We start from the raw sequence: 26,886 nt of genomic DNA on the forward strand, positions 1-26,886 counted from the left end.
TGATAGCACAATGTTAGAACAAGTGTTCTACAGCCGAGCGCTCTTCTACCAGCTCAGCGTACGAGGCATCGATGCGCTGGCGGGAAAAATCATTTATTTCAAGCCCCTGCACAATCGAATACGAACCATTGCTGCAGGTTACCGGGAAGCCATACACAACGCCTTCGGGAATACCATACGAACCATCGGACGGGATCCCCATGGTTGTCCAGTCATTTGCCGGTGTTCCCAGCACCCAGTCCCTGATATGTTCAATAGCGGCATTGGCAGCCGAAGCAGCAGACGAGCTACCGCGTGCTTCGATAATTGCAGCACCGCGTTTAGCAACCGTTGGAATAAACTCATTTGTAAGCCACGCATCATCGTTTATGTCCGGCCAAACGTACTCACCGTTCGACTTCACGTGATATACATCGGGGTACTGGGTAACGCTATGATTACCCCACACCGTTATCTGCTGAAGATCGGTGGTATGTTTATTTAGCTTTGCCGCAAGCTGGGCCGTGGCTCTGTTGTGATCCAGACGCATGAGTGCCGTGATATTAGCCGGATTCAGACTGGGCGCACTCTTCTGAGTTATTAGTGCATTTGTATTAGCCGGATTCCCAACAACAACAACGCGCACATTTTTATTGGCAACCTGGTTCAGTGCCTTACCCTGGGCCGTAAAGATCTGAGCATTTGCTTCGAGCAGGTCAGCTCGTTCCATTCCCTTGGAGCGTGGCCGAGCGCCTACCAGAAGGGCGAAATCAGCATCGCGGAAGGCAACCATTGGGTCATCAGACTGAACCATACCGTGCAGCAAAGGAAAGGCACAATCCTGCAGCTCCATCGTCACACCCTTTAGGGCCTGCAGGGCGGGAGTCAGTTCCAGCATCTGAAGAATAACCGGCTGGTCAGGGCCAAGCATTGCACCTGACGCAATACGAAACAACAAACTGTAGCCAATATGACCGGCAGCGCCGGTGATAGCAACACGAACGGGTGTTTTCATAACATATCAATGATAACGTGAGCAAAAAGTATCAGAAACAGAAAACGCCTCACTTGGAGGCGTTCGAAATTACAGGTTTACAATAAATCTCTAGTTGTTTTCGGGATAAACCGAAACTTTTAAGCGTGATTTATCACGTCGTTCGAACTTAACAACACCATCTACAAGTGAAAAAATGGTGTAGTCCTTGCCCAGACCTACGTTCTTGCCGGGATGCATGTGCGTACCGCGCTGACGAACAATGATGTTGCCTGCCAGCACACGCTCACCGCCGAATTTTTTAACTCCAAGCCGCTGAGCATTGGAATCGCGTCCGTTCTTGGTAGATCCGCCACCTTTTTTGTGTGCCATGATGATATCCTTATCAAATCTTGATGTCGTTGATTTTAATTGTTGTGTATTTCTGGCGATGTCCGTTTAGCTTTTGATAGCCCTTTCGGCGTTTCTTGTGAAATACCAACACTGTCTCTGATTTATTATGGGCCTTTGTTACTGTTGCCTTTACCAAACCCTTGATATACGGTGCTCCAACTGTTACCTTGCCGTTGTCGGATGCTAATAGGATGTTGGTAAACTCAATTGAATCACCGTCGTTAACGTTGCTCATATACGGAACGGTGAACGTCTTGTTCGGAGTAACAGCAACCTGCTGACCCGCAATTTCTACTACTGCATACATGGTTTTATCGTGCTTTAATTACAGAAGAACGTGCAATATACGGAGGTTACAGCTGATCACAAAACGGGTAAACAAGCTCAAACCGGCAAAAAACCATGCCGAAAGTCAGTTTTCAGCTGAATAAACCAGATTTTTCCCAGATTTTTCTTGTAGTTTCGTTCTGAACACTCGTACTATGGCGGACTGAGAAGTTTCGCAGCATCTCCACGGTAGAAGAGGTAGGATGAGACTCCAGTGTTAGTACACCTAATCGGTGTATATATTTTCTCATTGATTTTTGGGAGGGACCCGATGGCAAATGCATTAACGTACTTACCTGAGCTGGATGACAGTGAGCTGGTTTATGTAAACTCTCTGTTTGCCAATATGACAAACGACCAGGCTCAGCAGTTTGCAATGGTATACAGAGCACGCAGAAAAGACCCGCAGATGATTTTAATCCTGACGCTTATTGGTTTTTTTGGTGTAGCTGGAATTAACCGCATCATGTTAAACCAAGTTGGCATGGGGATCTTGTATTTTCTAACCGCCGGACTCTGTTTTATTGGAGTGATTATAGACCTGGTTAACTACCGGAAGATGACGGCGGAGTATAATCAAAACCAGGCCTACCTGGTTGCACAGCTTATACAGACAAACAGTACCGGCAGTATGTCTGCACAGTAGTGCTGAACACTTAGTCGCTTAGTAAGCTGCGGGCAATAACCATTTTCTGAATTTCCGACGTACCCTCGCCGATTGTAAGCAGCTTGGAATCACGCCAGAATTTTTCAACCGGGTAATCTTTCACATAGCCGTAGCCGCCATGAATTTGAACAGCATCTTCGGCTGTGCGTACAGCGGTTTCGGAGGCATAGAGTTTTGCTTGTGAGGCTTCGCGCGAAAACGGTTGCTTTTGGTCACGCAGCCACGCAGCTTTGTAGGTAAGCATACGTGCCGCATCGATTTCCATACTCATTCGGGCAAGTTTAAACTGGATGGCTTGCATATCGGCCAGACGTTTTCCAAACTGCATGCGTTCCTTTGCATAGGCCGTGGCAGCTTCGAAAGCCCCCTGCGCCAGTCCAACGCTGAGTGCAGCAATCGAAATACGTCCGCCATCCAGGATTTGCAAGGCCTGCCTGAAGCCTTCACCCTCGTTGCCAATCATGTGAGAGGACGGGACAACAACATTGTCGAACGTCAGGCTAGCCGTATCCGAGCAACGCATGCCGAGTTTATTTTCTTTTTTTGAACCGTAAAAGCCGGGCATGGTTTTATCTACGACGAAGGCGGAAATGCCGTTTTTTCCGCGCGAAGGATCGGTCATTGCCATCACGACGCAAACATGGCCAACGTTGCCATGGGTAATAAAATTCTTTGATCCGTTGATTACCCAGCTCCCTCCGTCCTTTGTAGCGCGGGTTTGTGTTCCTCCGGCATCCGAGCCAGCATTCGGTTCGGTTAAACCCCATGCGCCAAGCCAGGTACCGCTGGCCAGATTTGGAACATACATTTGTTTAAGTTCTTCGGAGGCAAACCGATAGATGTGACTGGTGCACAAACCGTTATGAGCGGCAACACCCAGGGCGACAGCCGGGCACACCCGTGCAACCTCTTCAACCGCTATTGCGTATTCAAGGTAACCCAGACCCGTACCCCCGTACTCAGCCGGAAACACGATGCCAAGGTAACCAAGGTCACCAAGCTGCCTAAAAATCTCGGCAGGGAATTCCTGGGTTTCATCCAGCGCACCTACAACCGGCTTAAGATTGGTTTCAATAAAACTGCGGATATGCTCGCGTAAAGCCTGCTGGTCCGCCGAAATTTCCATGGAATAAAGGGTGTCGGTACTCATTGTTTGTGCGTAATAAAAAGTCGATTAGTATTAATAACTTCACATTCTGACAAGGTCCGTGCACCCCGATTTTAATTAGTATGAAGGGGGCTAGGGTTTGCAGTAATTCCGAATATAGACAATATTCCGAAGCCATAAGTCAAAGCCCCTTTCAATTCACAGAAAAATCGTTTTACGGGTTCTCCCGTAGCTTTGCAGTCAACTTTCTTCCTCCGGAGATTACCATGCAAATCCGCCGACTCGGATCCTTTCTGCTGTTGTTTTTTCTAACAACTGGCCTGGTACTAAGCCAGACAATTACTGATACGGGCATAATTCCACTTTCGCCGAATGTTAAAATGGCGAAGACGAAAAATGGTATCCCTTTCTACTTTGTGGAGAATCATAAGCCACAAAAGCGACTCGACCTTGTGCTAACGATTAATGCGGGCGCTGTTCTTGAAGATGCCGACCAAAACGGACTGGCTCATTTTTGTGAGCACATGGCATTTAACGGGACGAAGAATTTCCCGAAACAAAAGCTGGTTGATTTTCTGGAAAGTACGGGCATTCGGTTTGGCGCCGACCTAAACGCATATACGAATCAGGATGAAACCGTGTATATGCTAACGGTTCCGCTTGATAACACCCAAAGCATCATTAACGGGGTTAAAGTTTTGCGTGACTGGGCAGCATTTGTGAACTATGAGGATGAAGATATTGACGAAGAGCGGGGTGTTGTTATCGAAGAATGGAGGCTTGGTAGGGGTGCCAGTGCACGAATCCAGGACCAGCATATGGCAGCACTCTATAACAACTCCAAGTATTCCACCCATGACGTGATTGGCGACACTGCTATCCTAAGGAATGCACCGTACGAAACTCTCCGCAGATTTTACAATACCTGGTACGGTCCACAGAACATGGCCCTGATTGCCGTAGGCGATGCTGACTTCAGTACGGTGCACGACATTATCATGAAGTACTTTGTACTGCCAAAGGAGCGTGAAGAGCAGGCCAAATCACGGCCCACAATTCTTATTCCGGACCGACAAGATGTTGCGGTCAGCATTGCTACCGATCCGGAGTTCCGCGTCCCAGCCATTGAGCTAATGTACCGCAAACCAACCGATACCGCGCGCGTTTATTCCGATTTCAGAAGGCAGATTGTTGACGGCATGGTTTACAACATGCTCAACAACAGGCTGAGTGAAAGCGTGCAAAAGCCTAATTCTCCATTGGCGGGTGCGCAACTGGGACGCTATCCTGTTGGTCGGGAATACAAGGCCTTTTACGGTCAGGCAACGGCATCAGGCAAGAATGTAATGCTTGCGTTTAACGCCCTACTCACCGAACTTGAACGAGCCAAGAAGCATGGTTTCACAGAGTCGGAACTAAAGCGCACCAAGGAGGCAACCATGGCTCGCATGGAGAACTATTATAACGAACGGGATAAAACGGAAAGTCAGCAACTGGCCCATGAACTGGTCCGACACGTGCTGCAAAAGGAATCAGTACCGGGCATTGTTCATGAGTATGAAATCTATCAGCATTACGTTCCGCAGATTACTGCCGAAGAATGTAAAACGGCACTGTTAGATATGATTACGCAAAAGAATTGTGTTGTGATGGTATCATTGCCATCGGCTCCGGAATACGTGATTCCCACTGACAAGCAGATTACCGACTTAATGCGGGCAGTTGCCGCAAAAGATGTTGCACCGTACGAAGACGCCGTCCCACTTAAACCCCTGATTGCCGTACCGCCCGTACCAGGTACAATTAAAAGTACTGTTAACGAACCTGAGGTTGGTGCCAAGGTGCTTACGCTTTCCAATGGTGCCAGGGTAATTCTTAAAAAAACAGACTTTAAGGCTGATGAAGTTGTTCTGTCGGCTGTATCGTATGGCGGACAAAGCCTGGGGAAGGTCGAAGATCACGTAACGCTGGGCGTAGCCAGCACGCTGGTTGATATCAGCGGACTTGGTGAATTTGATAATGTTACCCTAATGAAGATGCTTCAGGGCAAGAACGTCTCGATGACCCCGTTCATTGGCATGGAAACACAGGGCTTTAAGGGATCGTCATCACCGAAGGATCTGCAAACCATGTTCGAGCTAATGTACTTGTACTTTATGCATCCAAGAATTGATAAAGATGCATTTGACTCGTGGAAGTCACGAACCTCGGCATCACTGGCAAATAAGGACAATCAGCCGGAAGCAGTCTTTTTCGATACGGTTGGTTTTGTGCTGTCCGGCAACAGTCCGAGAGCGCAGCCACTAACGGTGGAAGCATTGGACAAGATCGATACCTCGCTGGCACTCAAATTCTTCAGGTCGCAGTTCGAAAACGCAGGAACGTTCACGTTTTCAATAGTCGGCAATTTTGATGAAGCCGAGATGGAAAGGTTACTAAAAACCTACGTTGCAAGTTTACCTGGTAAGGCTGGTAAGGCAACGTGGAAAGACTCCGGGATACGTCCACCCTCAGGCACGTTTGAAAAAACCGTCCACAAAGGAAAAGATCCGAAGAGTTTTGTCCTTCTTACAAGGCTTGGTAAGGCTGAATACAATATCGAAAACCGGTATCACCTGAGTGCCTTAGCTGAAGTCATGGAAATACGGCTGCGTGAAAAGCTGCGCGAACAGGCCGGTGGTGTTTACTTCGTATCGGTTCAACCACAAATCAAGAAGGTTCCGCGAGAAGAGTACTTCATGGTGACTATCTTCTCGTGTCAGCCCGACAGGGTTGACGAGCTGATCGCTATGGCCGATAAAGAACTGGATACGCTTCAGATGCAGCCGGTGAATGCTACCTATACAGACAAGGTTAGGGAGATTCAAACAAAGGAGAGAGAGGTAGCCATGGCAACTAACGAATTCTGGGTGAATAGTTTGCTGCAGCTCAGCACAGAAGGTGAACCATTTAGTGCAATTCAGCACCGACAACAGCAGATCAATGAACTTACACCGGACATTGTTCTGAAAGCCGCCAGGGAATATCTCAATACGAAAAATGTTGGACGGCTGGTGCTGAAACCTGCAGAATAGTCACAACGCTCCCTCGCAGACTACCCAGACTACAACTCAAGCCATAACATCTTAACCAATTTTAGGATGGTGGGATTGTATTGTTTCTAATGACAGCATGTTGGTGCGGGCGCGTCCCACTAACGGCCGGCCAATCGTAAAGACAACAGTTGACCCGTTTGCTACATATTTTTCCTGAAGCAAATGCTGTTTGATGGATTCTATCGTATCATCTGTTGTACTTACGGTTTCCAAAATCAAACTTGACACACCCCAAACAAGGTTCATCCGTCGGGCAACTGAGCGTAGAGTTGTAATAGCTATGACCGGAGCTTTGGGTCGCCTGCTAGAGATTAAACGAGCAGTTTCGCCACTGTAGCTTAGCGAAACGATGGCGGCAACCCGTGATTCTTCGGAAATCTGAGCGGCTGCCTCGGCAATGGACTGTGTGTTGGACAATGTTGTTGCTCCGCCTTCTGCAGCGTACGGGTGTCGGGAGTGCGACAATGCCTGTTCCGCTTTACTGCAAATCAGGCGCATATAGTGCACAGCTTCTACAGGATAGGCTCCAACCGACGTTTCGGCGCTGAGCATCACGGCATCGGTGCCATCCAGAACTGCATTGGCTACGTCGCTTGCTTCAGCGCGTGTTGGACGTGGGTTTTGAATCATAGACTCCAGCATCTGTGTTGCAGTAATAACCGGGACGGCATAGGCATTGCAGATACTGATAATATGTTTTTGTACCATCGGAACAGATTCAGCAGGAATCTCAACACCCAGATCACCGCGGGCTACCATTATTACGTCTGACGCACGAACAATTGATTCGATGTTTTGTACAGCCTCAGGTTTCTCGATCTTGGCAACCACCTGCTGCGTGCCGCCGTACTTGGTAATGTATTTGCGTACGGCTTCTATATCCGATGCTGTGCGAACAAACGAAAGAGCGATGTAATCCACGTCGTGATCAATACCGAACCGTATATCAGCACGATCTTTCGACGTCATTGACGGCTGTGATACGCTTGTTTGTGGCAGGTTGATACCCTTGCGTGGTTTAAGATCGCCGCCATACACAACCATGCAGCGTACCGTATCGCCCTTGGTTGACAAGACTTTTAGTTTAAGCAAACCATCATCAAGAAGAAGTTCATCACCGGGCTTCACGTCCTTTGCAAGCGTTGGATACTGTACCGGAATCAGGTTATCAGATGCAACATGTTTTTTGTTCTTCATGATCGTTGCATCTTCCAGCATTACCTCGTGACCTGCCAGCAAGGTGATAAACGGACGTCCGCCCAAATCGCCCACACGGATTTTGGGGCCTTGTAAATCAAGCACGATTGGGATATGGCGATTTAGCTTATCTTCGGCAGTACGGATATACCCGATAAACTCCTTGTGCATGCTGTACGACCCGTGCGACATATTGAGTCGGAACGCATTTGCGCCTGCCTTAATCATGGCGTTGATTTTTTGTACCGATGCAACGGCGGGTCCCATGGTACACAGAATTTTGGCTTTAACGTGAAGATTAGACGTAGGCATGAATTACGTAAACGGATTAATGATAGAAGTGCGAGGGGGGGGTGACTGAAAAGCCTGGATCTGAACGCAGGTACCCGTTGTTTCATCAATTGCCACATGAACGCCGCAAACCCGTACAGCCTGAGTAGCCGTTTCGTATTTGTGAGCAGTCTGAAGCCGCATTCGTTTTATTGCGATCTCTTTATCCATCCCGATTACGCTGTCGTACGGACCCGTCATCCCAACATCGGTGATATATGCAGTACCATTGGGAAGAACTGTAGCATCTGCCGTTTGGACATGGGTATGGGTACCGAGCACTGCGCTTACCGAACCATCCAGGAACCATCCCATTGCAACGCTTTCTGACGTGGCATCCGCATGGAAATCAACAATGATGTTCCTGGTAAGGGGCTTCAGGCGTGCCACAGCATCCTGAACAGCCTTAAACGGATCATCGATCGGTTGCATGAAAATCCGTCCCTGAATTTGAATCACACCAAGCACCGCACCATTAGGCAGATTAACATGACACCACCCTCGTCCAGGGTTTTCGACAGGGTAATTATACGGTCGAAGAACACGGGGGTTTTCGGTAAGGAGCGGACGTGATTTCCAGTTTTCCCAAATGTGGTTTCCTGTCGTAATGCAGTGAACGCCTGCAGCGAACAGGGCCTCAGCTTCCACGCTGGTAAGCCCCTTTCCCTGCACAATATTCTCACCGTTCACGATAACGGCATGAGCAGCATACCGTTCGGAGAGTTCCGGAAGCTGACTTAGCAGTGCCTGAAGTCCGACGGCTCCAACCACATCACCAAAAAAGAGTACATTCAGTATGCGCATCGTTCAAAACTACGAACCAGCCAAAGCACATAGTTTTGCACTATGGCAACCCGCATATACACAAAAACCGGCGACAAAGGAACCACAGGGTTATTCAGCGGTCAGCGCGTGGCAAAGCATCACATTCGTGTAGAAGCCTATGGCACTGTTGACGAGCTGAATTCCATCATTGGTCTTGCGCGCACCTGTACCGTGCCTCCATCACTGGAAAAGGAGCTGGAGACGCTATCAGTTGACCTGTTTGTAGCAGGCTCGGATCTTGCAACACCCATAGATCCGCCTCCGAAGTTTCATATACCCAGGATAACCCTGGAACATGTAACCATGCTGGAGCGTTGGATAGATGCTCACGATGAGTACCTTCCCAGGCTGCGGAAGTTTATTCTGCCCGGGGGGACGCCACTGGCTTCGTACCTGCATCAGGCGCGTACCGTTTGCAGGCGTGCAGAACGCAGATGTACGGCATTGGCCGAGGAAACAGATATCGGTCCGGCAGTTGTAATGTTTTTAAACCGCTTGTCTGACTACCTGTTTACCGCTGCCAGGGCAGCCAACTATGCCGCAGGAATCGAAGACATTCAGTGGATTTCGGAGTAACGTATCGTAGGTTGATATCCACCATTGCCATAACTTTGCAGTTCACTTTTAACTGAACCATACTCATTCATTTTTTACAGGACTCATAACAATGAGAAAATTTTTAGCTATGAGTGCATCGATTGTAGCACTCCTTTTCCTCGTGACAGCATGCGAGACCACCACCAACCCTGATCCGGTTAAAACTGCTCCCAACGCACCAACCGACCTGATGGCATCATCAACCAACGAAACAACAGTGACGTTAAAATGGTCGAAGGCAGCAACAGGTCAGGAGCCTACCGGTTATATTGTTTCATTCCTGGAAGCCGGTGCCGTTCAGCCTCAAAGCGTAGCAATCAGCGGATCGGCCACAACCACCGCTGCCATCCAAGGCTTAACCGAAGGTAAATTGTATGCCTTTAGTGTCCGTGCTGTTAATGACACAGCCAAGTCAGATCCCTCGGCAAGCGTAACCTGGGCTCCGGCCAAGAGATATTCCGGTACATTTAAGCTGTACAGCTCGCAAAGCACAACAGAAGGAAGCGGTTTATCGCTGAAAACCGGAACCGTTCTCAAGCTTGCCGATGCCGACAAATGGGAATTTTGTTTTGATGACAAGGACGGACGTCCACTTGTAGGTTCACCGGGTGTTAGTGGCTACAATGCCCCGTCCGGCAAGGAGTTCCCAATTGTCTCGTTAGACACAACCATTGCTCACATGACTCGTGCCAACAGCCTGAACGATGTTTTTGATGTCCGTGCACTTGATAACGTAGCAGCCGGATCATTCACTGAAGCTCTGATCAACCTTGCCGACCCGCGTCTACAGCCCACCACAGGTGTGGCCCTTATTGTGCGTTCCCGCGTTGATCAAACAACCGTAAACTTTGCCAAGGTATTAATCAAGCCCAATCTTGCCGGAAATTCATGGGTATTTGGCACCGGTGCCAATTCGTACATTGAGTGCGAAGTATCGTATCAAACGGTAACAAACGTACCCTATGCAGAAATGCAGCGCTTGTTCGGTGGTGCCAAGCGCGGAAATCACAGCGTAGAATAATCTCGATTATCAAAACAAAAAAGAGCCGTCAGCATGACGGCTCTTTTTGTTTTACATCAGTTGATATCCCAGTCTATGCCTGAGGGCATTTAGGCATTATTCGCGTGGGGCCTTCTTTTGAACTGTTGGCGGAGCAACAGTACCCTCGGCGTCACGATTAGCCTTCTTCTGAACGGCAGCGCCCTCTTCAACAGCAGCAGGCTTAACAGCCTTTTTCTTGGCAGGCTTTGTTTCAGCAGGAGCGGGCTCCGGTTCAGGTGTTGGTTCAGGGGCAGGCTCCGGAGCTGGAGCAGCTTGCTCCTGGTTTGCCGGCAGTTCTTCCGGCAATTGCTTTGGTTCTTCCTTTGTTTCGGAGCAGGCAATCAGGCCTACAGCTACCGCTACAATGGCTGAATAACGAAATAGCTTCATAAAAATACCCTCAAAAAATGAGTAGAAATGAAAATTGTACAAAAGTAAAATTGGTTAACGCTTTCTGATCAACCGGGCGCCAAACGCCCCGTCGCAGTGGTGAATATGCGGAAATGTTTGCATAAAACCATCTTTACAGACATTACCTGCCAGGTGTTTTTCGGCCGGATCCAGTTCAAAATTGGGATACTCCCGTAAAAAACCGGCAATCACATCCTGATTTTCTTCAGGCTCGATGGTACACGTAGAGTAAACCAAAGCCCCCTCCACCTTCACCAACGTTGCTGCATGACTTAGGATTTCGGCTTGTCGTTTAGCCATTCTCCTGATATCGTCAACAGACCTGCGCCACTTAATATCCGGCTTCTTACTTAAAGTTCCAAGGCCGCTGCACGGAGCATCAACAAGAACAATGTCTGCCTGCTTTTCGGGAGAGAATTCCCTGGCATCACCGTGGCGTGCCTCAACAATATTGACCTGAGCCCGCCTAGCATTATCGCGTACGGCCTGGAGTTTGCTGCTGTACTGATCCAGGGCAATTATCAGTCCCTCATTGTTCATAATCTCGGCAGCGAAAACAGCCTTACTTCCGGGTGCAGCGCACAGATCATACACCAGCATACCGGGCTTAGGGTTGGCCAGCCGGACAACCAAACTGGCGCTGGCATCCTGAACGCTTACCAATCCGTCGGCAAATACAGAAAGGGAGCGGATATCGCGCAATGAAGTAACCAGGACGCTTGCCTGATGCACGGAAGACGCTTCGTACTTTATCTGTTCGGCATCCAATATTGTAACCAACTGGTTTACATCAAACCGGGTGGCATGGGTGCGCAGTGTAAGCATGGGCCGTTGATTATTTGCATTGAGCAGAGCCTCGGCTTGTGCTGCGCCAAATCGTTCTACGTATCTACGTACCATCCAGAGCGGATGAGCACTGTGAACGGAAAGGTGCAGCAATTCGTTTTCTTCACGCGGAGGGTAACGAATATTGCCAATGCTTCGCTGAACATTTCGCAGCACCCCGTTTACAATCCCTGCATGCCGGTCTCCCTTATACCGTTTAACAATTTCAACGCTCTCGTTAATTGCCGCAGGAGGTGGAATTTTAGAAAGAAACAGCATCTGATACAGCGCAATCCGCATTGAATTTCGAACAAGGGCCAGGCACTTGGTAAACTCACCATGATAAAACCCGGTTAAAATCCAGTCTAACCGAGACAGCCACCGAACCGTTCCATTAACAAGTTCGGTTACCAGTGCCTTGTCTGCCGCAGCCAGCTCTGAGCGCCGTAACTCGGCATCAAGTAGCTTGTCGATATACGAATCGCTACTTTCGTACCGCATAAGTATTTTTACAGCTGTACCGCGAGCCGTCTCAAAAAGTGATAAAGGGGCTATGGTTTCGCGGTCTGCCGTGGATGTTTGTGAAGAAGGTGCTTGTTCGTTGCTCATAGTATTTGCTTGTGACGGACACAGTTAAAGCTTGTAGATGAGAGTTTCCTCCCATAGATTACAACAATTCTGTTTTCACTCTAACCGTAAACATGTGAATTTACCGAAGAAAATACTGATTTTCATAGCAGGTCTCTGTATTACACTGCCTTTTGACGGCAATCTTTTACATGCACAGACCGATGTTTTGGAAAGTGACCCGCTTCGCGCACGGTCACTCCTTGTCTGGGATGAAGTTGGCGTTGTGGCCGGTATGAGCATTAACCGGCAATCCGGGACACTGATAACCGATTGCGACTGCTCGTTTACCGGAGGGACAGCAACCGGTTACGTGATTGGGGCAATCTTTGAGCGGCAAACGCGCTCCCGATTAATCTGGGGTGGTATTCTTGGCTATGAAAGCAGAGGCATTAATGCAAGGTTTCGTGAAATTGAAGGCGTTGTACAACGAGCACCAGCGAGCGGACGCGAGTATGTGGTTCCCATTGAGTTCCTGAATGAAGCAGAAGTTCAGATTCACGCCATTACGCTAACACCATTTTTAAAGTATGAAATATGGGGGACGGTGTTTGGCAGAGTCGGCGCACAAATTGGATACGTAATTTCGGATAATCTAAAGCATACCAAGAGCTTAGTTACTGATACTGTCCGTTTTCCCAACGGCGAGTCAGCAACTGCTTCTCTGGGTACTTCGGATGGCGTAACATCAGTTGTACTTCAGGACGGACCAATGAAGGACCTTCAGCCTATTCAGGCTGGGATTTATGCGGCTTTAGGAGCCAGAGTGAAAATTGCCAAAAAAATGTCCATTAATCCGGTGCTACAGTACGGTTTTCCGATTACCACGGTAAGCTCCGGAAATGGGGCTTTTAGTGTGCCTGCAATTCAATTATTGATTGAGGCAAGATGGATACTCTGATATATTTGTCTTGGTGAGTTATCCACAATTACCTATTTTTTCAATTCGTGACTTAACACTAGATTGCTAAACCATAAATTACAGGGTTTGAACTAGTAGGGATTAGTACAATTTGTATCCAAGAATGGAATGCTTATGCTGAAAAGTGTTGTGACACTCTTTGTGGGATTGATTGCACTGACTTTGTGTGTCAGTGCTGCCGAATCGTTTTCTGAACCAATACTCTATGCAGTTACTATCAACTCGGATGCAGTGCGTGCAGACGAAGAGCTCGAGGGTGATGTTCTCAGTCGCCCGGATCTGATTCGGATTCTCAACCTGGGTCCGGCAATTAACCATAAAGGCTTGGACTACGGCCCAACGGTTAGTGCCGATGGTAAAACTCTTTACTTCGTGTCGAACCGTAAGGGTAGCCGGATTACTCGTGACGGAGATTTCTCACACGATTTCTGGGCAGCCAAGAAAGAAAACAATCTGGATACGGTTTTCTTCCCTCCGTACAATATCGACACCGTTGATGCCGGTGTAAATACAATACAAAATGAAGGTGTTGCAAGTATTGCCGTTGACCGGCAAACATTATACTTTACCGGTTGCGACCGTAAGGATGGTCTGGGTGACTGTGACATTTACGTTACTGAAATTCAGGGCGACCGCTGGGGTACTCCAAGAAACCTTGGACGCAACGTAAACTCGGAATACTGGGACAGCCAGCCGGCAATTTCTCCCGGAAAAGACAGACTCTACTTCTCGTCCAACCGACCATCGCCTACTAATCCGGACGGTGGCGGCTCAGAGGATATGGACATCTGGTATGCCGACTGGGACGATGATCTTGGCGAATGGAAGAAAGCCGTGAACCTTGGTCCCGACATCAACACCAGTAAACAGGAAGTAGCACCGTTTATTGCAGCAGACGGTAATACACTGTTCTTCTCGTCGAACGGACTCAAACCCAATATGGGAGGACTTGATTTTTATAAGACTTCGCGTACCGGTCAAAAAGACCGCGAAGGTCGTGACCGATGGACAAAGCCACAGCAACTCCCGGCACCGATCAACACAAAGGAAGATGATCAGTTTATAACACTGCCAGCCTCGGGTGACGTTGTTTACTTCTCATCGCGGCGTAGGGACCTTCCAAACTGGCAGGGCGACCTTGACGTGTTTATGGCTTTTATTCCGAAGTTCTTCCGTGTTGTTAACGTAATTGTAGATGTAATAGATGAGTGTACGGGACTGCACGTGCCGGCAGCAGTTACCTTAAAGAACAATAAAACAGGTAAGTCAGGCACAGATACACTTACCCTGACCACAACCGAAACCAGCATTTATGTTAATGATGCTGACTACGGAGTGGGTGCTGCAAAATCAGACCAGGTCACATATACGGCAACTGCTGTCTCGCCCACCTACGGTGAGCGCAGCATTACAATTGACGTAACAGATCCCGGCAAGACGTTTGATCAGAACAAGCAAGACAGTAATATCGTCATTCGCAAAACCATAATGCTGGGACGTCGTCCAACGCTTACAGCACAAATCGGTCCGTCTGAAGAAGCAAAGCGCAAAAACAGCTCCTGGCGCGGCCTGGTGCTTGAAGAGCGTGCTACCGTAATTCTGTACCCGCTGCTTCCGTACATCTTTTTCGATCTCAATCAATCTACGTTTGCATCGCGTTACACCATTTTCCGCTCACCCAGCCAAACCCAGGGCTTTAATGACGAGCGCCTGCCAGGTTCAACACTGCAGAAATACTATCACGTGCTGAACATCTACGGGTATCGGTTAACAAAATATCCTAATGTTAAAGTTGAAATTACAGGATGTGTTGACGAGATTAACGAAGACAAGAACTCGCCGCTCCCAATGAAGCGTGCAGAACTCGTCCGAGATTACCTACGTACCATCTGGAAGATTGACGATAGTCGGATAACCGTGAAGGCAATGGGATGGCCCAAGGAACGGTCGAACCCCAAGGATTCATTCGGTATTGTTGAAAACCGTCGTGCAGAACTTCGCTTTAGTGGCGAACCTGACGACGTGTGGCATGTTAGCAAACCAATATTGGATAACGACCCGACAACGACGCCATCACCGGATATCATGACGTGGAACATGACCAATGGTATTGACGACAAAATCGTTGCATCGCGCAGAATCGAGGTGTGGCGCAATGGTACAAGCTGGAACGTACTGGATAAGATTGGCAATACTGCAGCTGCTTATGACTGGGATTGGCTTGATAAAGAAGGTGAGTATCCCAAGGAAGGCAAAAACAGTAAGGATCCTGAACAGAATCTCCCCGGGTACACGGCTCAGCTGGTTGTAGTATCGGCTAACGGTACGGAATGCAGATCGGATTCGGTTCATATCCCGGTTCGCCGCCTCTCGTCACGGACGATTGCAACTACAACCGAAGGAAGTACAACAAAGGAAAAGTATAACCTGATTTTGTTTGACTTTGACAGTTATAACCCCGGCGACATGAATAAGCGTATTCTTAAAGAATTTGTTTATCCGCGGGTTAAAGCATCAACTACAATAAAGGTTGAAGGTCATACTGACGTTGTTGGTGAATACAACCACAATAAGAAACTTTCAGAAAATCGTGCCCGCGTAACCAAGGATCTTGTAAATAGTGGATCTGCCGGGTACAAAACACTGGAGTCGGTAGGTACCGGTGAAGATGATCCGTTGTACACGAATGACCTGCCGGAAGGCCGGTTCTTTAACCGTACGGTACAGGTTCAGCTTGAAACACCGCTTACAGACGCAGAGATCGACCGTTAACATTAAGTAAACATTATGATCGAGTGGAATGTTGACCCTGTGCTGTTTACACTCGGTCCACTGTCGCCCCGTTGGTACGGTCTGCTGTGGGCTTGTGCCTTCCTGGTTAGCTACTGGATAATGAAGCGAATCTTTGTTGCCGAGGGGAAGCCCCTTAAGGCATTAGATTCACTTACGATGTACATGATTGTAGCCACAATTCTCGGAGCACGAATCGGTCATGTTCTGTTTTACGAGCCGGATATTTTATTTCCTAACCCACTAGAGCTGTTTGCTATATGGCATGGTGGCCTTGCCAGTCATGGTGGTGCACTTGGAATAATTCTGGGGCTGTGGCTGTTTCACAGACGCTACAAAGAATTTAGTTTTATCTGGCTTCTTGACAGATTGTCGATTGTTGCGGCTGTGTCGGGAGCGCTGATTCGAGTTGGTAACCTGATGAACTCGGAAATCGTTGGTAAGCCAACAGATGGTTCCTGGGGGTTCTGGTTTATGCGGATAGATCAGATACCAATATACCGTCACCCCACCCAGTTATACGAAGCAGCACTCGGGTTCATCATTTTTGGAGTGCTGTACTGGCTGTATAACCATGGCACATCAATCAGGTGGCCCGGACGTTTAATTGGATTATTTCTGGTTTTGCAGTTTACAGGCCGGTTTGTTATCGAGTTCTTTAAGGAACACCAGGTAGCGTTTGAATCCGCACTACCAATGGATATGGGGCAACTGCTTAGCGTGCCATTTGTTGCTGTTGGGTTATGGCTGATTTACCGATCCTCAAATCACGATACGTCTGCCGGCGGAGCAACTACCTGATCAGTGTAAACGAACCAACGATTTGCTGAACTGGAACCGGTTCCATTGTGCCGTTAACAGTTTCGGAACTACCACCTTCAATGCGGTAAATGTAGTTGTTACCAACGATGATTTTTACATATAGCCTTTCCCGGGTTCGTTGGTTTGTATAGGCAAAAAAGGCAGTGTTTCCCAACGTATCCACAACATCGTTGAGGTTGGAAATTACCAATGGTTCCTGTGCGAGGCTAACCTTAAATTGATCGGCAATGCAGCTAATTGTGGTACACGCAGATGACGAATGCAAAGGAGTCCTGGTTACCTTTACAGTTTGACTGGAGGGTGATGCTATACTGGTAAGCTCTACAATCGGAACGCTTGAATTAGTATAACCATTCTTACTGTAATGTACGTTCCAGCCTTCTGCGTCGGCAGCAGCCAGAACAAATTTACCTTGCTGATCGATAAGATTCTTGCCACTAAACTTTCCGGGCTTCACTGCTTCCTTTTTTCGCTCGATAATTTGATGTACCACGGCGGAATCAATCGTACCGGTTGTCACCCGAATCGAGGTTCCATTGTCAAGAAACTCGGTAGATTCGGTTTCAAGCTGTTTAACAAGGGGCTGTTCAAGCGTGATCTCCAGCCCCTTTTCATTAATGATCAGTTTGCCGGACCCCTGGCTTCCGAACTTTGAAAAAAACAGAACAATTGCAAGCACACCAAGAATACTCCCGGCAATCAGCATTGCATACAGGCGTTTGGTTTTTTCACGTTCGCGGGTGTCCGATGCCGAAGGTTTGCTACGGTTCATCATGGTTCCCGAAAAGAAATTAGTCCTACCCCTTTAAATAGCTTTTGTAACTTCGTAAAAAAAACCGAGAAATACCCTGTCTATGAAAAAATATTATTCACTGTGTTTGCTGATACTGGCAATACTGCCATGGGGTCAGAGTATCGTTTTAGCTCAGGCAGGATGGCACCGAGACGGAAGCCTATGGCGGTACGAAGATCTGAATATCGTCTCAAGTACAATCGGTGCTGATGAAACCATGAACGGAAGTCCGGTTATCACTGTGGGCAGATCCCTGCAGCGTGTTGACATTTCAGCAGGGAATACTGAGAGCTATGACTTTCCTCCGGAGGGTAACTGGATACAGCTTCCGCGTAGTCCGTACTTCGTTTTGCAGGTTGTACACAAACGCGAGGGTGATCCGTCGGCAACCTTCACGTTCTTTAATGTTAAAACATCGGCCATGATGGATCCGATTACGATTTCTGCCTCGGCTTCAACCTTAGAAGTTGATCAAAACAATACGTGGATCTCTCAAACCGGGTCTGCAGGTGCAGTTGTACTTAAACCGGCAGCCGGAATACCTGTTGCCGAATCAGAGTACCTTGTTCTGCTGTTTAAGAGCGATGGTTCAACGCAGGTGCGGCGTATAAAGCCCAAGGTTGATATTGACATTTATGTTCGTGATGTCAACGAAGAGCCATTTGTGTACATACGCGGGAACGGTCTATCGTTTCCACCTGAAACTGAAGAGGTCTTTACTAATGGTGGTTATCTGATCTACGACGTGAATGGCGACACCAGGCAGCTTAGTTTGCCTACACGGGGCCCGGGTAGCGGCAAGGGTCGGCATATCCTTTGGCATAGTAACAAATGGGACCGGCTCCTGATTGCCGACGAAGCAGCATCGGGCTGTATGTTGGTTAAGGCTTCAAATGGTCTGCCAACGGATACCCTCGAACACAGTTCACAGAATCCGTCGGCAATACTGAAACTGTTGAGTGCTTCAGGTAACAAATCCGAAAATTGGGTTGTTTCGTATGCAACTATCGATTCAAAACCAATTCTGTTGCTCTGGGCAATGCCGGCATTAAAGGAAGTTACCAGCTACGATCTATCGCAAAAGGATGGTGCAATACCTACACTTCCGTGCTCCAAGTGGAATACTGTTGTGCCGTTCATTGTAACTCAGGCCAACAAACATGCTTTGTACAAGTGGGATCCGCAGGATATTGTTAGCGTGAATGAATCAAGAATGGACGAGAGTGCTAAAGTAAAGGCCTACCCGAACCCAACCCGTGATGTTGTTACGCTATCGTCTGCCACCTTACGTGGGCGGATGGCCTTCACCATAACGAGTATCAGCGGTGAGGTGATGCAAACTGGAACCCGTGTAGTAGATAACGGTGTAATGTCCATTAACACCGGGATGCTTCCTGCAGGAGTGTATGGTATTCTGTTACGCAGTGCCGAAAACCCACACCAGCCCGCACGAGCAAGAATCATAATAAATCGATAAACACAGATCTTTAATAATGGAGATACTAATGGCAATTAACACGATTGCAGTAATTGGCAGCGGAACAATGGGCAATGGCATTGCTCACGTTGCAGCACAAACCGGCCTTGACGTCATTCTGATTGACGTGCAGCAGGCGGCAATTGACAAGGCTTTAGCCACGATTGAGAAAAACATGGACAGGCAGGTAAAGAAGGGGAGTATGACCGATGATGAGAAGAAAACATCACTGGCACGGATAACTACCTCAACCACGGTTGGTGCAGCGTTCAAGTCAGATCTGGTGATTGAAGCAGCAAGCGAAAGAATAGAAGTAAAGAACGCGATATTTGCCGAACTTGACGCTGGTTGTGCACCGGGTACGATACTGGCAAGCAACACATCTTCAATCAGTATTACCGAGCTTGCAGGTGCCACCAAACGGGCTGATAGGTTTATTGGTATGCACTTTTTTAATCCGGTGCCAGTGATGCAGCTCTGCGAAATTATTCGTGGCCTTGCCACCAGCCAGGAAACATACAACACCATAAAGGCCCTGGCTGAACGCATGGGTAAGGTTCCTGTTGAAGTACAAGACTATCCGGGCTTTATCAGCAACCGAATTCTGATGCCAATGATTAACGAGGCAATCTATTGCGTGATGGAAGGCATTGCCTCAGTAGAAGATATTGACACTGTAATGAAACTTGGTATGGCACATCCGATGGGACCGCTTACTCTGGCCGATTTCATTGGTCTGGACGTGTGTTTGTCAATTATGGAAGTCCTGCACAATGGGTTGGGCGATACCAAGTACCGCGCTTGTCCGCTGCTTCGTAAAATGGTAGCCGCCGGTTACCTGGGACGTAAGAGCGGCAGAGGTTTTTACCAGTACTGATCCGATTCGGCAAAACGAAGTAACATACTATCGAACTATAACAGCCGGAATCTGTGAAATCATGGTTCCGGCTTTGTGGTAAAATCTGGTCTTGGCGTAACTTATTCGTTATTGAAAATGTGTCAACAAACTCCTAAGACTATACTGCTTTGTTTTTAAACGTTAAATATTCCAGACGTGTTATTGTCGTGTCATAAAGTCCAACATCTTCACCTTGATGTTTGTTAATGCCAGTGTATTCCAGGCTTGCGTCTTCGTAGCGCTTAAACTTAAAGACTGCATCGTTCATCAGGGTAGAATTGAATACGCCAAAACTCACTAATAGTTCAAATTCCTTAACCTTCAGACCCGTTACTTTGCGGAAAAGCCCGGGCTCAAGTTTTGTAATTACATCTTTCAAACTGCGTTCACGGTAATCTGTCAAATACATAAAAATCGGAATTCGTGTTGCAAACTTGATGAGCTTTTCTTGTATTTGTTTTCGCAAATTCTTGTATTCCTTTTCATCTTCAGTAAGTTCCTTTTTCTTCTTGTCGCTAAGCTTATCGGTTCCTTCCTTTTTGGCTTTTTTAATCTTATCGCTCTTGTTGATGATGGTTTCAATGTCTTGGTTCAGGTTACGGAAACCTTCAATATTCATCAGTGCTTTCATTGCTTCTTCGTTGTTCATTAAACGTTGCAACGTGTTGTTGTCCACGTTTACCAGCAATGCACTTTCCCAGCGTCTGGCAAGCAAGGTGGCCGTTGTTCCACTCATGGCAATATCTAAAATCCCGGCAGCATCGATTTGTTTCATTGAACTGCCATCAAAAGCCAATATGGGCAGGAAGTTAATAAATTCCTGTACATTCTTTTCGGGATTGCTTTCATTAATGTTCAGGTTACAAGCATAATCGGCAATTTGTTTTAAAGCCCTGCTCGGGGCAAAATCAAAAACGTAACACTCTTCTTTTAAGATTTCTTCCTTGTTCGGTGATTTACCGTCGGGATTTTTGATGACCCACGGCGTTTGTACACGAAAAGCAGCCTGAAAATAGGTTTCCGGGCTTGACGAGTTTCTCAGCATAAGAATTCCTGTCCATGGTTTTACCGAAACTCCAGTTGTTAGCTTACCGCATGAAAGGGTAATTGTTTTCGATTGCAGCGGGTCCTCCATTGCATATAAAACAGGCTCGAGCGCCTTTATGCCGATTCCTGCTTCTGTTCCTGCTGCGATAATTACGTTGTAATCGTGATAAAACTGGTTGTTTCGTTTTTTAAGCAGGTTTGCCATTGCATGACACGAGGCTACCGAAGGTAAAAACCAGAGGGTGTGATTCAATACGCTTTTAAGCCGTACATCAGAATAAGGCAAGGGAGGCTTTTCGCTTTTTAGCTTTAGCGTATCCACAATTTGTTCAGAGAAAGAACCCCGAATTAAGTCCAGCCATTTCTGCACATCATCTTCGTATTTAAAACGTGCTTTTTTCCCTTCGCCTTCAGCTTTAAAAAAAATGTTTAGGTCAAAACCGTCAAACTCGCCTAATTCGGCAACCCTGGTAATGGTTTCGGGAAGTTGGTAGGTTAGCATTACCATTCTCGGTAAGCTGGCGTAGGGATTTGGCCCGTCTTTTTTCTTCCAGTTTTCTTTTGCCCGTTGTTCGTCCGAGTACGTCCAGTTAAAAATCTGTTCTTCTATAAACTCTCCTGAATGGATCGCTCTGAAAGGGGTGCCGGATAAATACAGAAAGTGTTTGGCTTTGATTGGTAGAATACCTTCTAACACATCCACTTTCCCATCTTCCGGTAATCCCTCCTTATCAAACCTTTTATAATCGTCGATTTCTTTTTCGGCTTCACTGTCCTTGCCAAATAAATCTTTGGCATTTTCACGCCAGGCGCCAAAGTGGTATTCGTCGAAAACAACGCAATCCCACTCTGTTTCATGAACCCACTTGTTTTTAGCTTTTATGCTTCCGTCTTTTTGCGTGCCTAAATAATCCTGAAATGAGCCGAAACAGACCAAGGGTTTGTTTTGAGCGCTCTTAATTAACCTTGATATTTGTTCCTCAGAACGATTTTCATTTTTAGAAACATATTGCCAGCCTTTAAAATCGTTGTGTGTGATTAAATCTTCATGCCAGGCATCTTCAACGGCGGGTTTAAAGGTTAACACCAATATCTTTTTCCATTTCAGCTTTTTGGCAAGCTGGTAGGTAGTAAAGGTTTTGCCGAAACGCATCTTTGCGTTCCAAAGAAAATGCGGTGTCTTGTTTGGATTTTCCTTTTTAAAACTTTTGAAGTAAGCAATGGTTTTGGTTACGGCTTCTTGCTGCTCAGGCCGCATTCCAAAATTCAGCACCCGATTTTCGTCGGTACACTTGCCTGTTTTTACTTCATGAATGGCCTTACGTAATTGGTTGAGGGTACAAACAAACCATTCACCTTCCGGGTTCATTATTTTGTCTTTACGCAGTACTAAATGAACAGTTTTGTCTGTAAAGCTACTCCCATCAACCCGCATGGCGCTTTCTTCAAGCAGTATGTTGTAATCGGCTCGGGTAGCACCAATTTGTTCCTTAATGCGTGTCTCCGCGTCTCGGTCCGTATAGCCGATTTTAATTTGACCTTTGCGTTTGGTGTCATTGGGTAGCTCATAAGCGTAAATCGTTGGATTGACGCTGGGCCTTGACGGAAAAAAAACTTTCTTACTCATTTCTTCTTTATTTTTCTCACTTGCTTTTCAGCCTGTTCAATGCTTGCCAAAAATTGTTTTTCCACTTCCGAAAGTTCGTCTTGTGGTTTGCTTTTGTAGGTCTCGTATTCAGTAAGGGCTTTGCGTTGTGCTAATTCTGCCGAAATTTTACCAGCATCGTGCAAAATAGTTTGTTGCGACATTTTCATAAAGCCATCTAACACGCCAATCCAATCTTTCATTGTCATAGCTTTCTGTTGCATGGCGTTTACTTCGGCAATATCCAGGTAAGCAGAAACAAGACGGTTTAGAATGGCGAGTTCTTCTTCATTGAGATAGTTTTTTGCAATTGTGATTTCGCTTTTAGATGGTTTTTTCCCGTTAAAAGCGGTTAAGCCCATAAACGGCTGGCCGGAGTTGGCTCGTTCGAACATTACTTCTGCGACCGTGTGCCCATGAGCAGCCCAATGCAGTTTGTTTTGCACGGTTTGAAAAAAAAGTTTGGTGGTTTCGGCACTTGGGTTGTAATCTATACTGGTTGCGTAAATTTCTAACACCTTGCGGTAAAATACTTTTTCAGATGAACGAATATCTCGGATGCGGTCGAGTAATTCTTCAAAATAACCGCCACCTTGTTTAAGCAAATCGTCATTCATCGTAAAGCCTTTGATAAGATACTCACGTAAACGCTCAGTTGCCCATATACGAAACTGTGTACCTCGCAACGATTTTACCCGATAGCCTACTGAAATAATCACATCGAGGTTGTAATAGTCTATATTTCGAGTTACTTCACGAGTGCCTTCTGTTTGAACTGTTCGGAATTTCCGAACAGTTGCTTCTTCTTGCAATTCCCCCTCTTCAAAAATGTGTTTGATATGCTCGCTGATGTTGGCTTTCGACGACTGAAACAACTCTACCATGGCGGCTTGTGTTAGCCACACAGTGCTGTCGGTTAGCTGCACCTGTATTTTGGTAACGCCGTCTTCGGTTTGGTAGATGAATATGTCTTGTTGTTCAGCCATTGTTGCGTTTATCTGTTGTCTGAACTGTGCTTTTTGTGATTTCTTTGATTTACATGATTTTTACCTAATCACAAAAATCTTCAAATCACAATAATCATGGTTCAGACATTGGACGTATCGTGCTTTCAATAAAAGCTATTTCGTCTTTGGTTAGTTTGTATTTGGCATACAGTTTTTCGTCTGTCCAAGGTTCTGAGAAATCTTGGAGAGGAACGAATTGATAAGAGTCTTTGGTGATATGATGTGAGTACATAAACTGTGAAACCAAAAACCTAAAAAACAATGTTTTCATATAGTTCAATAAATTATTGGCTTCAGCCTTTGATTTAAAAGTGCCAATTACCAGATACGTTTCTGTACAGATTGTTCCAGGGGGTAAAATATCTATTTTTGAAAAAACCCTTCTCTTGCCGTCTTTGCCCGGATTTCCTGCGTGATCGTATCCAACATAAGAAGTGATTACTTTCCAGTCGTCAATCATTCCTATGCCTGATGTGATGTCATGCCTTTTATAGGGACCTTCTCCATTTTGCCATCGAAGAATAATATCCCCAGATGGTTGTGGTCGAACAAATGTTCTCAAACCAAATGGTTTAGAACTCGAAACTATTTCATTCATACGCTGTTCTTTCACTGCAAGAACTTTACGAATTATTGGTACAGCATTACTGTTTCTGATAAATGTTGGAAATTCATTGAGTGCCCGCTCGGAATGTGTTTCGTTTCCATTGACAACATTCACTATATCACAGTACCCTTTGTAGTCTTTATCCCAAAGGAAATAACAAATACCTCCTGCTATGTCAACACCTGGAAAACATTCTCCCGCGTTTTCAAAATCAACTATTTTACGAATTCGATTATCGTTGAGCATTTCCTTTCTAAACTCATCTAATCCTTTCCCACCCGCAAACCAGCGTGACGGAATAATCATCATCAGATATTTAGGATTTAGTTTCTTCGCTTGCTCTACAAATTTGTGATAAAGTGGTGCAGCACTTTTACCAAAACCACCATCACTCAACTGATAGGGTGGGTTTCCAATAATTACATCAAATTTCACTTCTTGTCCTTTTTTTAATTTCTTTTTTGTTGTTGAGTTTGTAGAGGTAAACAACGCAGTTGGATTATCTGTGTGTATAAAGTTGTAAGCATAGCTTTCGGCTTCATCGCCACGGTCATACACTTCTTGGCTTGCGCCGCAGTGTACGCATTTGCCGTTCTCCCAAGTGTGTTGCATACGTTCATAGCGTATGTTGCCTTGCTCGGTAGTAAAATTATCGGCTACCGCATATTTGCCGTTGGCAGTTTTGCTGCAATACACGCTTCTTCGGCTGAGGAATGCTGTTAATTCTGTAATGGCAATGCCGTAAAGTTGGTTTTCAAAAATGTGGTTGATGCGTTTTTGCTTGTTGGGTATTTTCTTCTCTAATCCAAGCATCAGACGTTTTGCTATTTCACGCAAAAACACACCGCTTTTGCTCACGGGGTCCAGAAACTTTGCATCGGGGTTGCTCCACAACTTTCCAGGCAGTAAATCCAGCATATCATTTACCAAACCCGGTGGCGTAAATACTTCGTCGTTGCTGAGGTTGGCTAAGCAGGTAAGTACGTCGGGGTTGTAGTTGATGTCTGAACTGTGATTCATTTGATGTATGTGATTGATGTCAGAACTGTGATTTATTTGATTGGTGTGATGTATGTGATTGATGTCAGAACTGTGATTTATTTGATTGGTGTGATGTACGTGATTGATGTCAGAACTGTGATTTTTGTGATTGGTGTGATGTATGTGATTGTAGTCTGAACTGTGATTTTTGTGATTTGTGTGATGTATGTGATTGTAGTCTGAACGAAGATCATTTGATTTTTGGATTACCTTGTTTTTTTTGCTTGAACGATTTGTTGCTTAGCGGATGAAATTGTAAAGACTTTGCTCCAAAATTGATTAGCAAACCTACCTCTAAATCATAGGCTTCCAGATAATTGATGGCTTGTGCCAAGTGAACGTCATCCAGTATTGTATTTGCCTTAAGTTCAACAGAAACAACTTCTTCGACTAAAAAATCGACTCTGCGAGTTCCTATTTGTTGCTGTTTGTAGTACACGGGCATTTCGAATTCTCTTGAAAAAACAAGGCTTTGCAGGTTCATTTCAATTTCTAACGCTCGCTGGTAAATAACTTCCTGGAAACCGTTGCCTAACTCGTTGTGTACCGTCATAGCACAGCCAATGACGTTGGAAGACAGTTCGGAATATTTGTACTCATGTTTAATCATTGTTGATAATCCAATTTAATCATTGCTAATCATCTAATCATCGTTAATCATCGTTAATCATCGTTAATCATTTAATCACAGAAATCACAGTTCAGACAATTGTAGAAAATGCACCAACGGGAAATCCTTTACCGGCTCATCAATTGCGTTAACCTCACCTTTATCGTTAAAAAATGAGAATTGGTGTGTTTTTTCAACCAAAAATTTAAACATGTAGTCTTTTCGTTTGAGCATATTACCGTTTACGATACTCCACTCACTGAAAATAATAGGTTCCTTTGTTTCCGGGTTCGTAAAGTCCAGGGCATCACCCCACAGGATATTACGGTGCAAAAGAAAGTTTACGCTACGCAATACTTCTGGTTTGCATTTGTCGGCAAACAGCGAGTTGTATCGGTCCTTAAAAATATTAAATAAGCGCTGGCGGCATTCTTCGGCATTGTCTTCCAAAATATCCACGCCGTAAATATTGCACACGGCAAACACGGCGTATCGCTCCCACTCAATTTGAGTGTGAACATATTTACGTTCAACAACGTTCAGCTTTCTGTTAAGTACTTCAGCAAGGAAATTACCGTTACCGCAGGCAGGCTCAAGAAAACGGCTTTCGATGCGTTCGGTTTCGTGTTTCACAAGGTCAAGCATAGCGTTTACTTCACGCGGGTTTGTAAACACTTCCCCGTGGTCTGCAACACGGCGCTTAGATTTTACTTGCTTGTCTTGTTTTTTCTCCTCTTTCAATTTTTCCACTTCAATTATTGTTGTGCATAGTAAAAACTTAACACCCTTGTTCAGTTCGCTTTTTACTGA

Annotated in this window: 23 protein-coding genes; 9 read left to right on the top strand and 14 right to left on the bottom strand. The window is 46.2% G+C overall.

Features of this window, described 5'->3' with window-relative positions; all coding sequences use genetic code 11:
- Window positions 1–13: 13 nt before the first annotated feature.
- The 3 genes from HRU79_06285 to rplU form a co-directional block, all read right to left on the bottom strand.
- Window positions 14–994, bottom strand: a complete 981-nt coding sequence (locus HRU79_06285; GenBank protein ID QOJ26278.1) for a malate dehydrogenase — start codon at window positions 992–994, stop codon at window positions 14–16.
- A gap of 90 nt (window positions 995–1,084) precedes the next feature.
- Window positions 1,085–1,345 (bottom strand): 50S ribosomal protein L27, encoded by a 261-nt coding sequence (gene rpmA, locus HRU79_06290; GenBank protein QOJ26279.1) that lies wholly within the window; start codon window positions 1,343–1,345, stop codon window positions 1,085–1,087.
- A 13-nt stretch (window positions 1,346–1,358) separates the two neighbouring features.
- Entirely contained in the window at window positions 1,359–1,673 is a 315-nt protein-coding gene (gene rplU / locus HRU79_06295) for a 50S ribosomal protein L21 (GenBank protein ID QOJ26280.1), read from the bottom strand.
- 291 nt (window positions 1,674–1,964) lie between these two features.
- Here rplU and HRU79_06300 point away from each other — a divergent pair, with 291 nt between their 5' ends.
- Window positions 1,965–2,339 (top strand): TM2 domain-containing protein, encoded by a 375-nt coding sequence (locus HRU79_06300; protein QOJ26281.1) that lies wholly within the window; start codon window positions 1,965–1,967, stop codon window positions 2,337–2,339.
- A 10-nt stretch (window positions 2,340–2,349) separates the two neighbouring features.
- Here the strand turns inward: HRU79_06300 and HRU79_06305 are convergent, their stop codons facing one another.
- Window positions 2,350–3,510, bottom strand: a complete 1,161-nt coding sequence (locus tag HRU79_06305) for an acyl-CoA dehydrogenase family protein (GenBank protein QOJ26282.1) — start codon at window positions 3,508–3,510, stop codon at window positions 2,350–2,352.
- A gap of 224 nt (window positions 3,511–3,734) precedes the next feature.
- On the opposite strand from HRU79_06305, the gene HRU79_06310 reads away from it, so the two are divergent.
- Window positions 3,735–6,542 (top strand): insulinase family protein, encoded by a 2,808-nt coding sequence (locus HRU79_06310; protein ID QOJ26283.1) that lies wholly within the window; start codon window positions 3,735–3,737, stop codon window positions 6,540–6,542.
- Window positions 6,543–6,593: 51 nt separating this feature from the next.
- Here HRU79_06310 and pyk read toward each other — a convergent pair whose 3' ends face one another.
- Complete coding sequence (gene pyk / locus HRU79_06315; protein QOJ26284.1) at window positions 6,594–8,072, bottom strand: pyruvate kinase; 1,479 nt, start codon at window positions 8,070–8,072, stop codon at window positions 6,594–6,596.
- 3 nt (window positions 8,073–8,075) lie between these two features.
- Window positions 8,076–8,894: a TIGR00282 family metallophosphoesterase gene (locus HRU79_06320; GenBank protein ID QOJ26285.1), complete on the bottom strand. Its 819-nt coding sequence runs from the start codon at window positions 8,892–8,894 to the stop codon at window positions 8,076–8,078.
- Window positions 8,895–8,936: 42 nt separating this feature from the next.
- On the opposite strand from HRU79_06320, the gene HRU79_06325 reads away from it, so the two are divergent.
- Together HRU79_06325 and HRU79_06330 are read left to right on the top strand one after the other, a co-directional pair.
- A complete protein-coding gene (locus HRU79_06325; GenBank protein ID QOJ26286.1) occupies window positions 8,937–9,491 on the top strand; it encodes a cob(I)yrinic acid a,c-diamide adenosyltransferase in 555 nt (184 codons plus the stop codon).
- Between the two features lie 91 nt (window positions 9,492–9,582).
- On the top strand, window positions 9,583–10,533 hold the full coding sequence (locus HRU79_06330; protein ID QOJ26287.1) for a fibronectin type III domain-containing protein: 951 nt from the start codon (window positions 9,583–9,585) through the stop codon (window positions 10,531–10,533).
- A gap of 96 nt (window positions 10,534–10,629) precedes the next feature.
- Here the strand turns inward: HRU79_06330 and HRU79_06335 are convergent, their stop codons facing one another.
- Both HRU79_06335 and rsmB read right to left on the bottom strand, forming a co-directional pair.
- Window positions 10,630–10,944 (bottom strand): hypothetical protein, encoded by a 315-nt coding sequence (locus tag HRU79_06335; GenBank protein ID QOJ26288.1) that lies wholly within the window; start codon window positions 10,942–10,944, stop codon window positions 10,630–10,632.
- Window positions 10,945–10,998: 54 nt separating this feature from the next.
- Window positions 10,999–12,399: a 16S rRNA (cytosine(967)-C(5))-methyltransferase RsmB gene (rsmB, locus tag HRU79_06340; protein QOJ26289.1), complete on the bottom strand. Its 1,401-nt coding sequence runs from the start codon at window positions 12,397–12,399 to the stop codon at window positions 10,999–11,001.
- Between the two features lie 94 nt (window positions 12,400–12,493).
- Between rsmB and HRU79_06345 the strand changes: the two genes are divergently transcribed.
- The 3 genes from HRU79_06345 (at window position 12,494) to lgt (ending at window position 16,930) form a co-directional block, all read left to right on the top strand.
- Window positions 12,494–13,318, top strand: coding sequence for a hypothetical protein (locus HRU79_06345; protein ID QOJ26290.1), 825 nt, complete (start codon window positions 12,494–12,496; stop codon window positions 13,316–13,318).
- Window positions 13,319–13,453: 135 nt separating this feature from the next.
- A complete protein-coding gene (locus HRU79_06350) occupies window positions 13,454–16,111 on the top strand; it encodes a PD40 domain-containing protein (GenBank protein ID QOJ26291.1) in 2,658 nt (885 codons plus the stop codon).
- Window positions 16,112–16,126: 15 nt separating this feature from the next.
- On the top strand, window positions 16,127–16,930 hold the full coding sequence (gene lgt / locus HRU79_06355) for a prolipoprotein diacylglyceryl transferase (GenBank protein QOJ26292.1): 804 nt from the start codon (window positions 16,127–16,129) through the stop codon (window positions 16,928–16,930).
- Here lgt and HRU79_06360 read toward each other — a convergent pair.
- Window positions 16,923–17,726 carry a hypothetical protein gene (locus HRU79_06360; GenBank protein ID QOJ26293.1) on the bottom strand — a complete coding sequence of 268 codons (804 nt, stop codon included), beginning with the start codon at window positions 17,724–17,726 and terminating at the stop codon, window positions 16,923–16,925. The genes lgt and HRU79_06360 overlap by 8 nt on opposite strands.
- A 79-nt stretch (window positions 17,727–17,805) precedes the next feature.
- Between HRU79_06360 and HRU79_06365 the strand changes: the two genes are divergently transcribed.
- Together HRU79_06365 and HRU79_06370 are read left to right on the top strand one after the other, a co-directional pair.
- Complete coding sequence (locus tag HRU79_06365; protein QOJ26294.1) at window positions 17,806–19,221, top strand: T9SS type A sorting domain-containing protein; 1,416 nt, start codon at window positions 17,806–17,808, stop codon at window positions 19,219–19,221.
- Window positions 19,222–19,249: 28 nt separating this feature from the next.
- Window positions 19,250–20,098 carry a 3-hydroxybutyryl-CoA dehydrogenase gene (locus HRU79_06370; protein ID QOJ26295.1) on the top strand — a complete coding sequence of 283 codons (849 nt, stop codon included), beginning with the start codon at window positions 19,250–19,252 and terminating at the stop codon, window positions 20,096–20,098.
- A 139-nt stretch (window positions 20,099–20,237) separates the two neighbouring features.
- Here the strand turns inward: HRU79_06370 and HRU79_06375 are convergent, their stop codons facing one another.
- The 5 genes from HRU79_06375 to HRU79_06395 form a co-directional block, all read right to left on the bottom strand.
- Window positions 20,238–22,793: a DEAD/DEAH box helicase family protein gene (locus HRU79_06375; protein QOJ26296.1), complete on the bottom strand. Its 2,556-nt coding sequence runs from the start codon at window positions 22,791–22,793 to the stop codon at window positions 20,238–20,240.
- Complete coding sequence (locus tag HRU79_06380) at window positions 22,790–23,797, bottom strand: virulence RhuM family protein (GenBank protein QOJ26297.1); 1,008 nt, start codon at window positions 23,795–23,797, stop codon at window positions 22,790–22,792. Before HRU79_06380 ends, HRU79_06375 begins: the two co-directional genes overlap by 4 nt.
- Before the next feature lie 94 nt (window positions 23,798–23,891).
- Complete coding sequence (locus HRU79_06385; GenBank protein QOJ26298.1) at window positions 23,892–25,445, bottom strand: Eco57I restriction-modification methylase domain-containing protein; 1,554 nt, start codon at window positions 25,443–25,445, stop codon at window positions 23,892–23,894.
- Between the two features lie 211 nt (window positions 25,446–25,656).
- On the bottom strand, window positions 25,657–26,076 hold the full coding sequence (locus HRU79_06390; GenBank protein ID QOJ26299.1) for a GxxExxY protein: 420 nt from the start codon (window positions 26,074–26,076) through the stop codon (window positions 25,657–25,659).
- An 84-nt stretch (window positions 26,077–26,160) separates the two neighbouring features.
- The gene (locus HRU79_06395; GenBank protein ID QOJ27286.1) at window positions 26,161–26,817 is read right to left on the bottom strand and encodes an SAM-dependent DNA methyltransferase; all 657 of its coding nucleotides are present in this window, start codon (window positions 26,815–26,817) and stop codon (window positions 26,161–26,163) included.
- Window positions 26,818–26,886: the final 69 nt, after the last annotated feature.

Source organism: Ignavibacteria bacterium, assembly GCA_015709655.1.
GTDB lineage: Bacteria > Bacteroidota > Ignavibacteria > Kapaibacteriales > Kapaibacteriaceae > OLB6.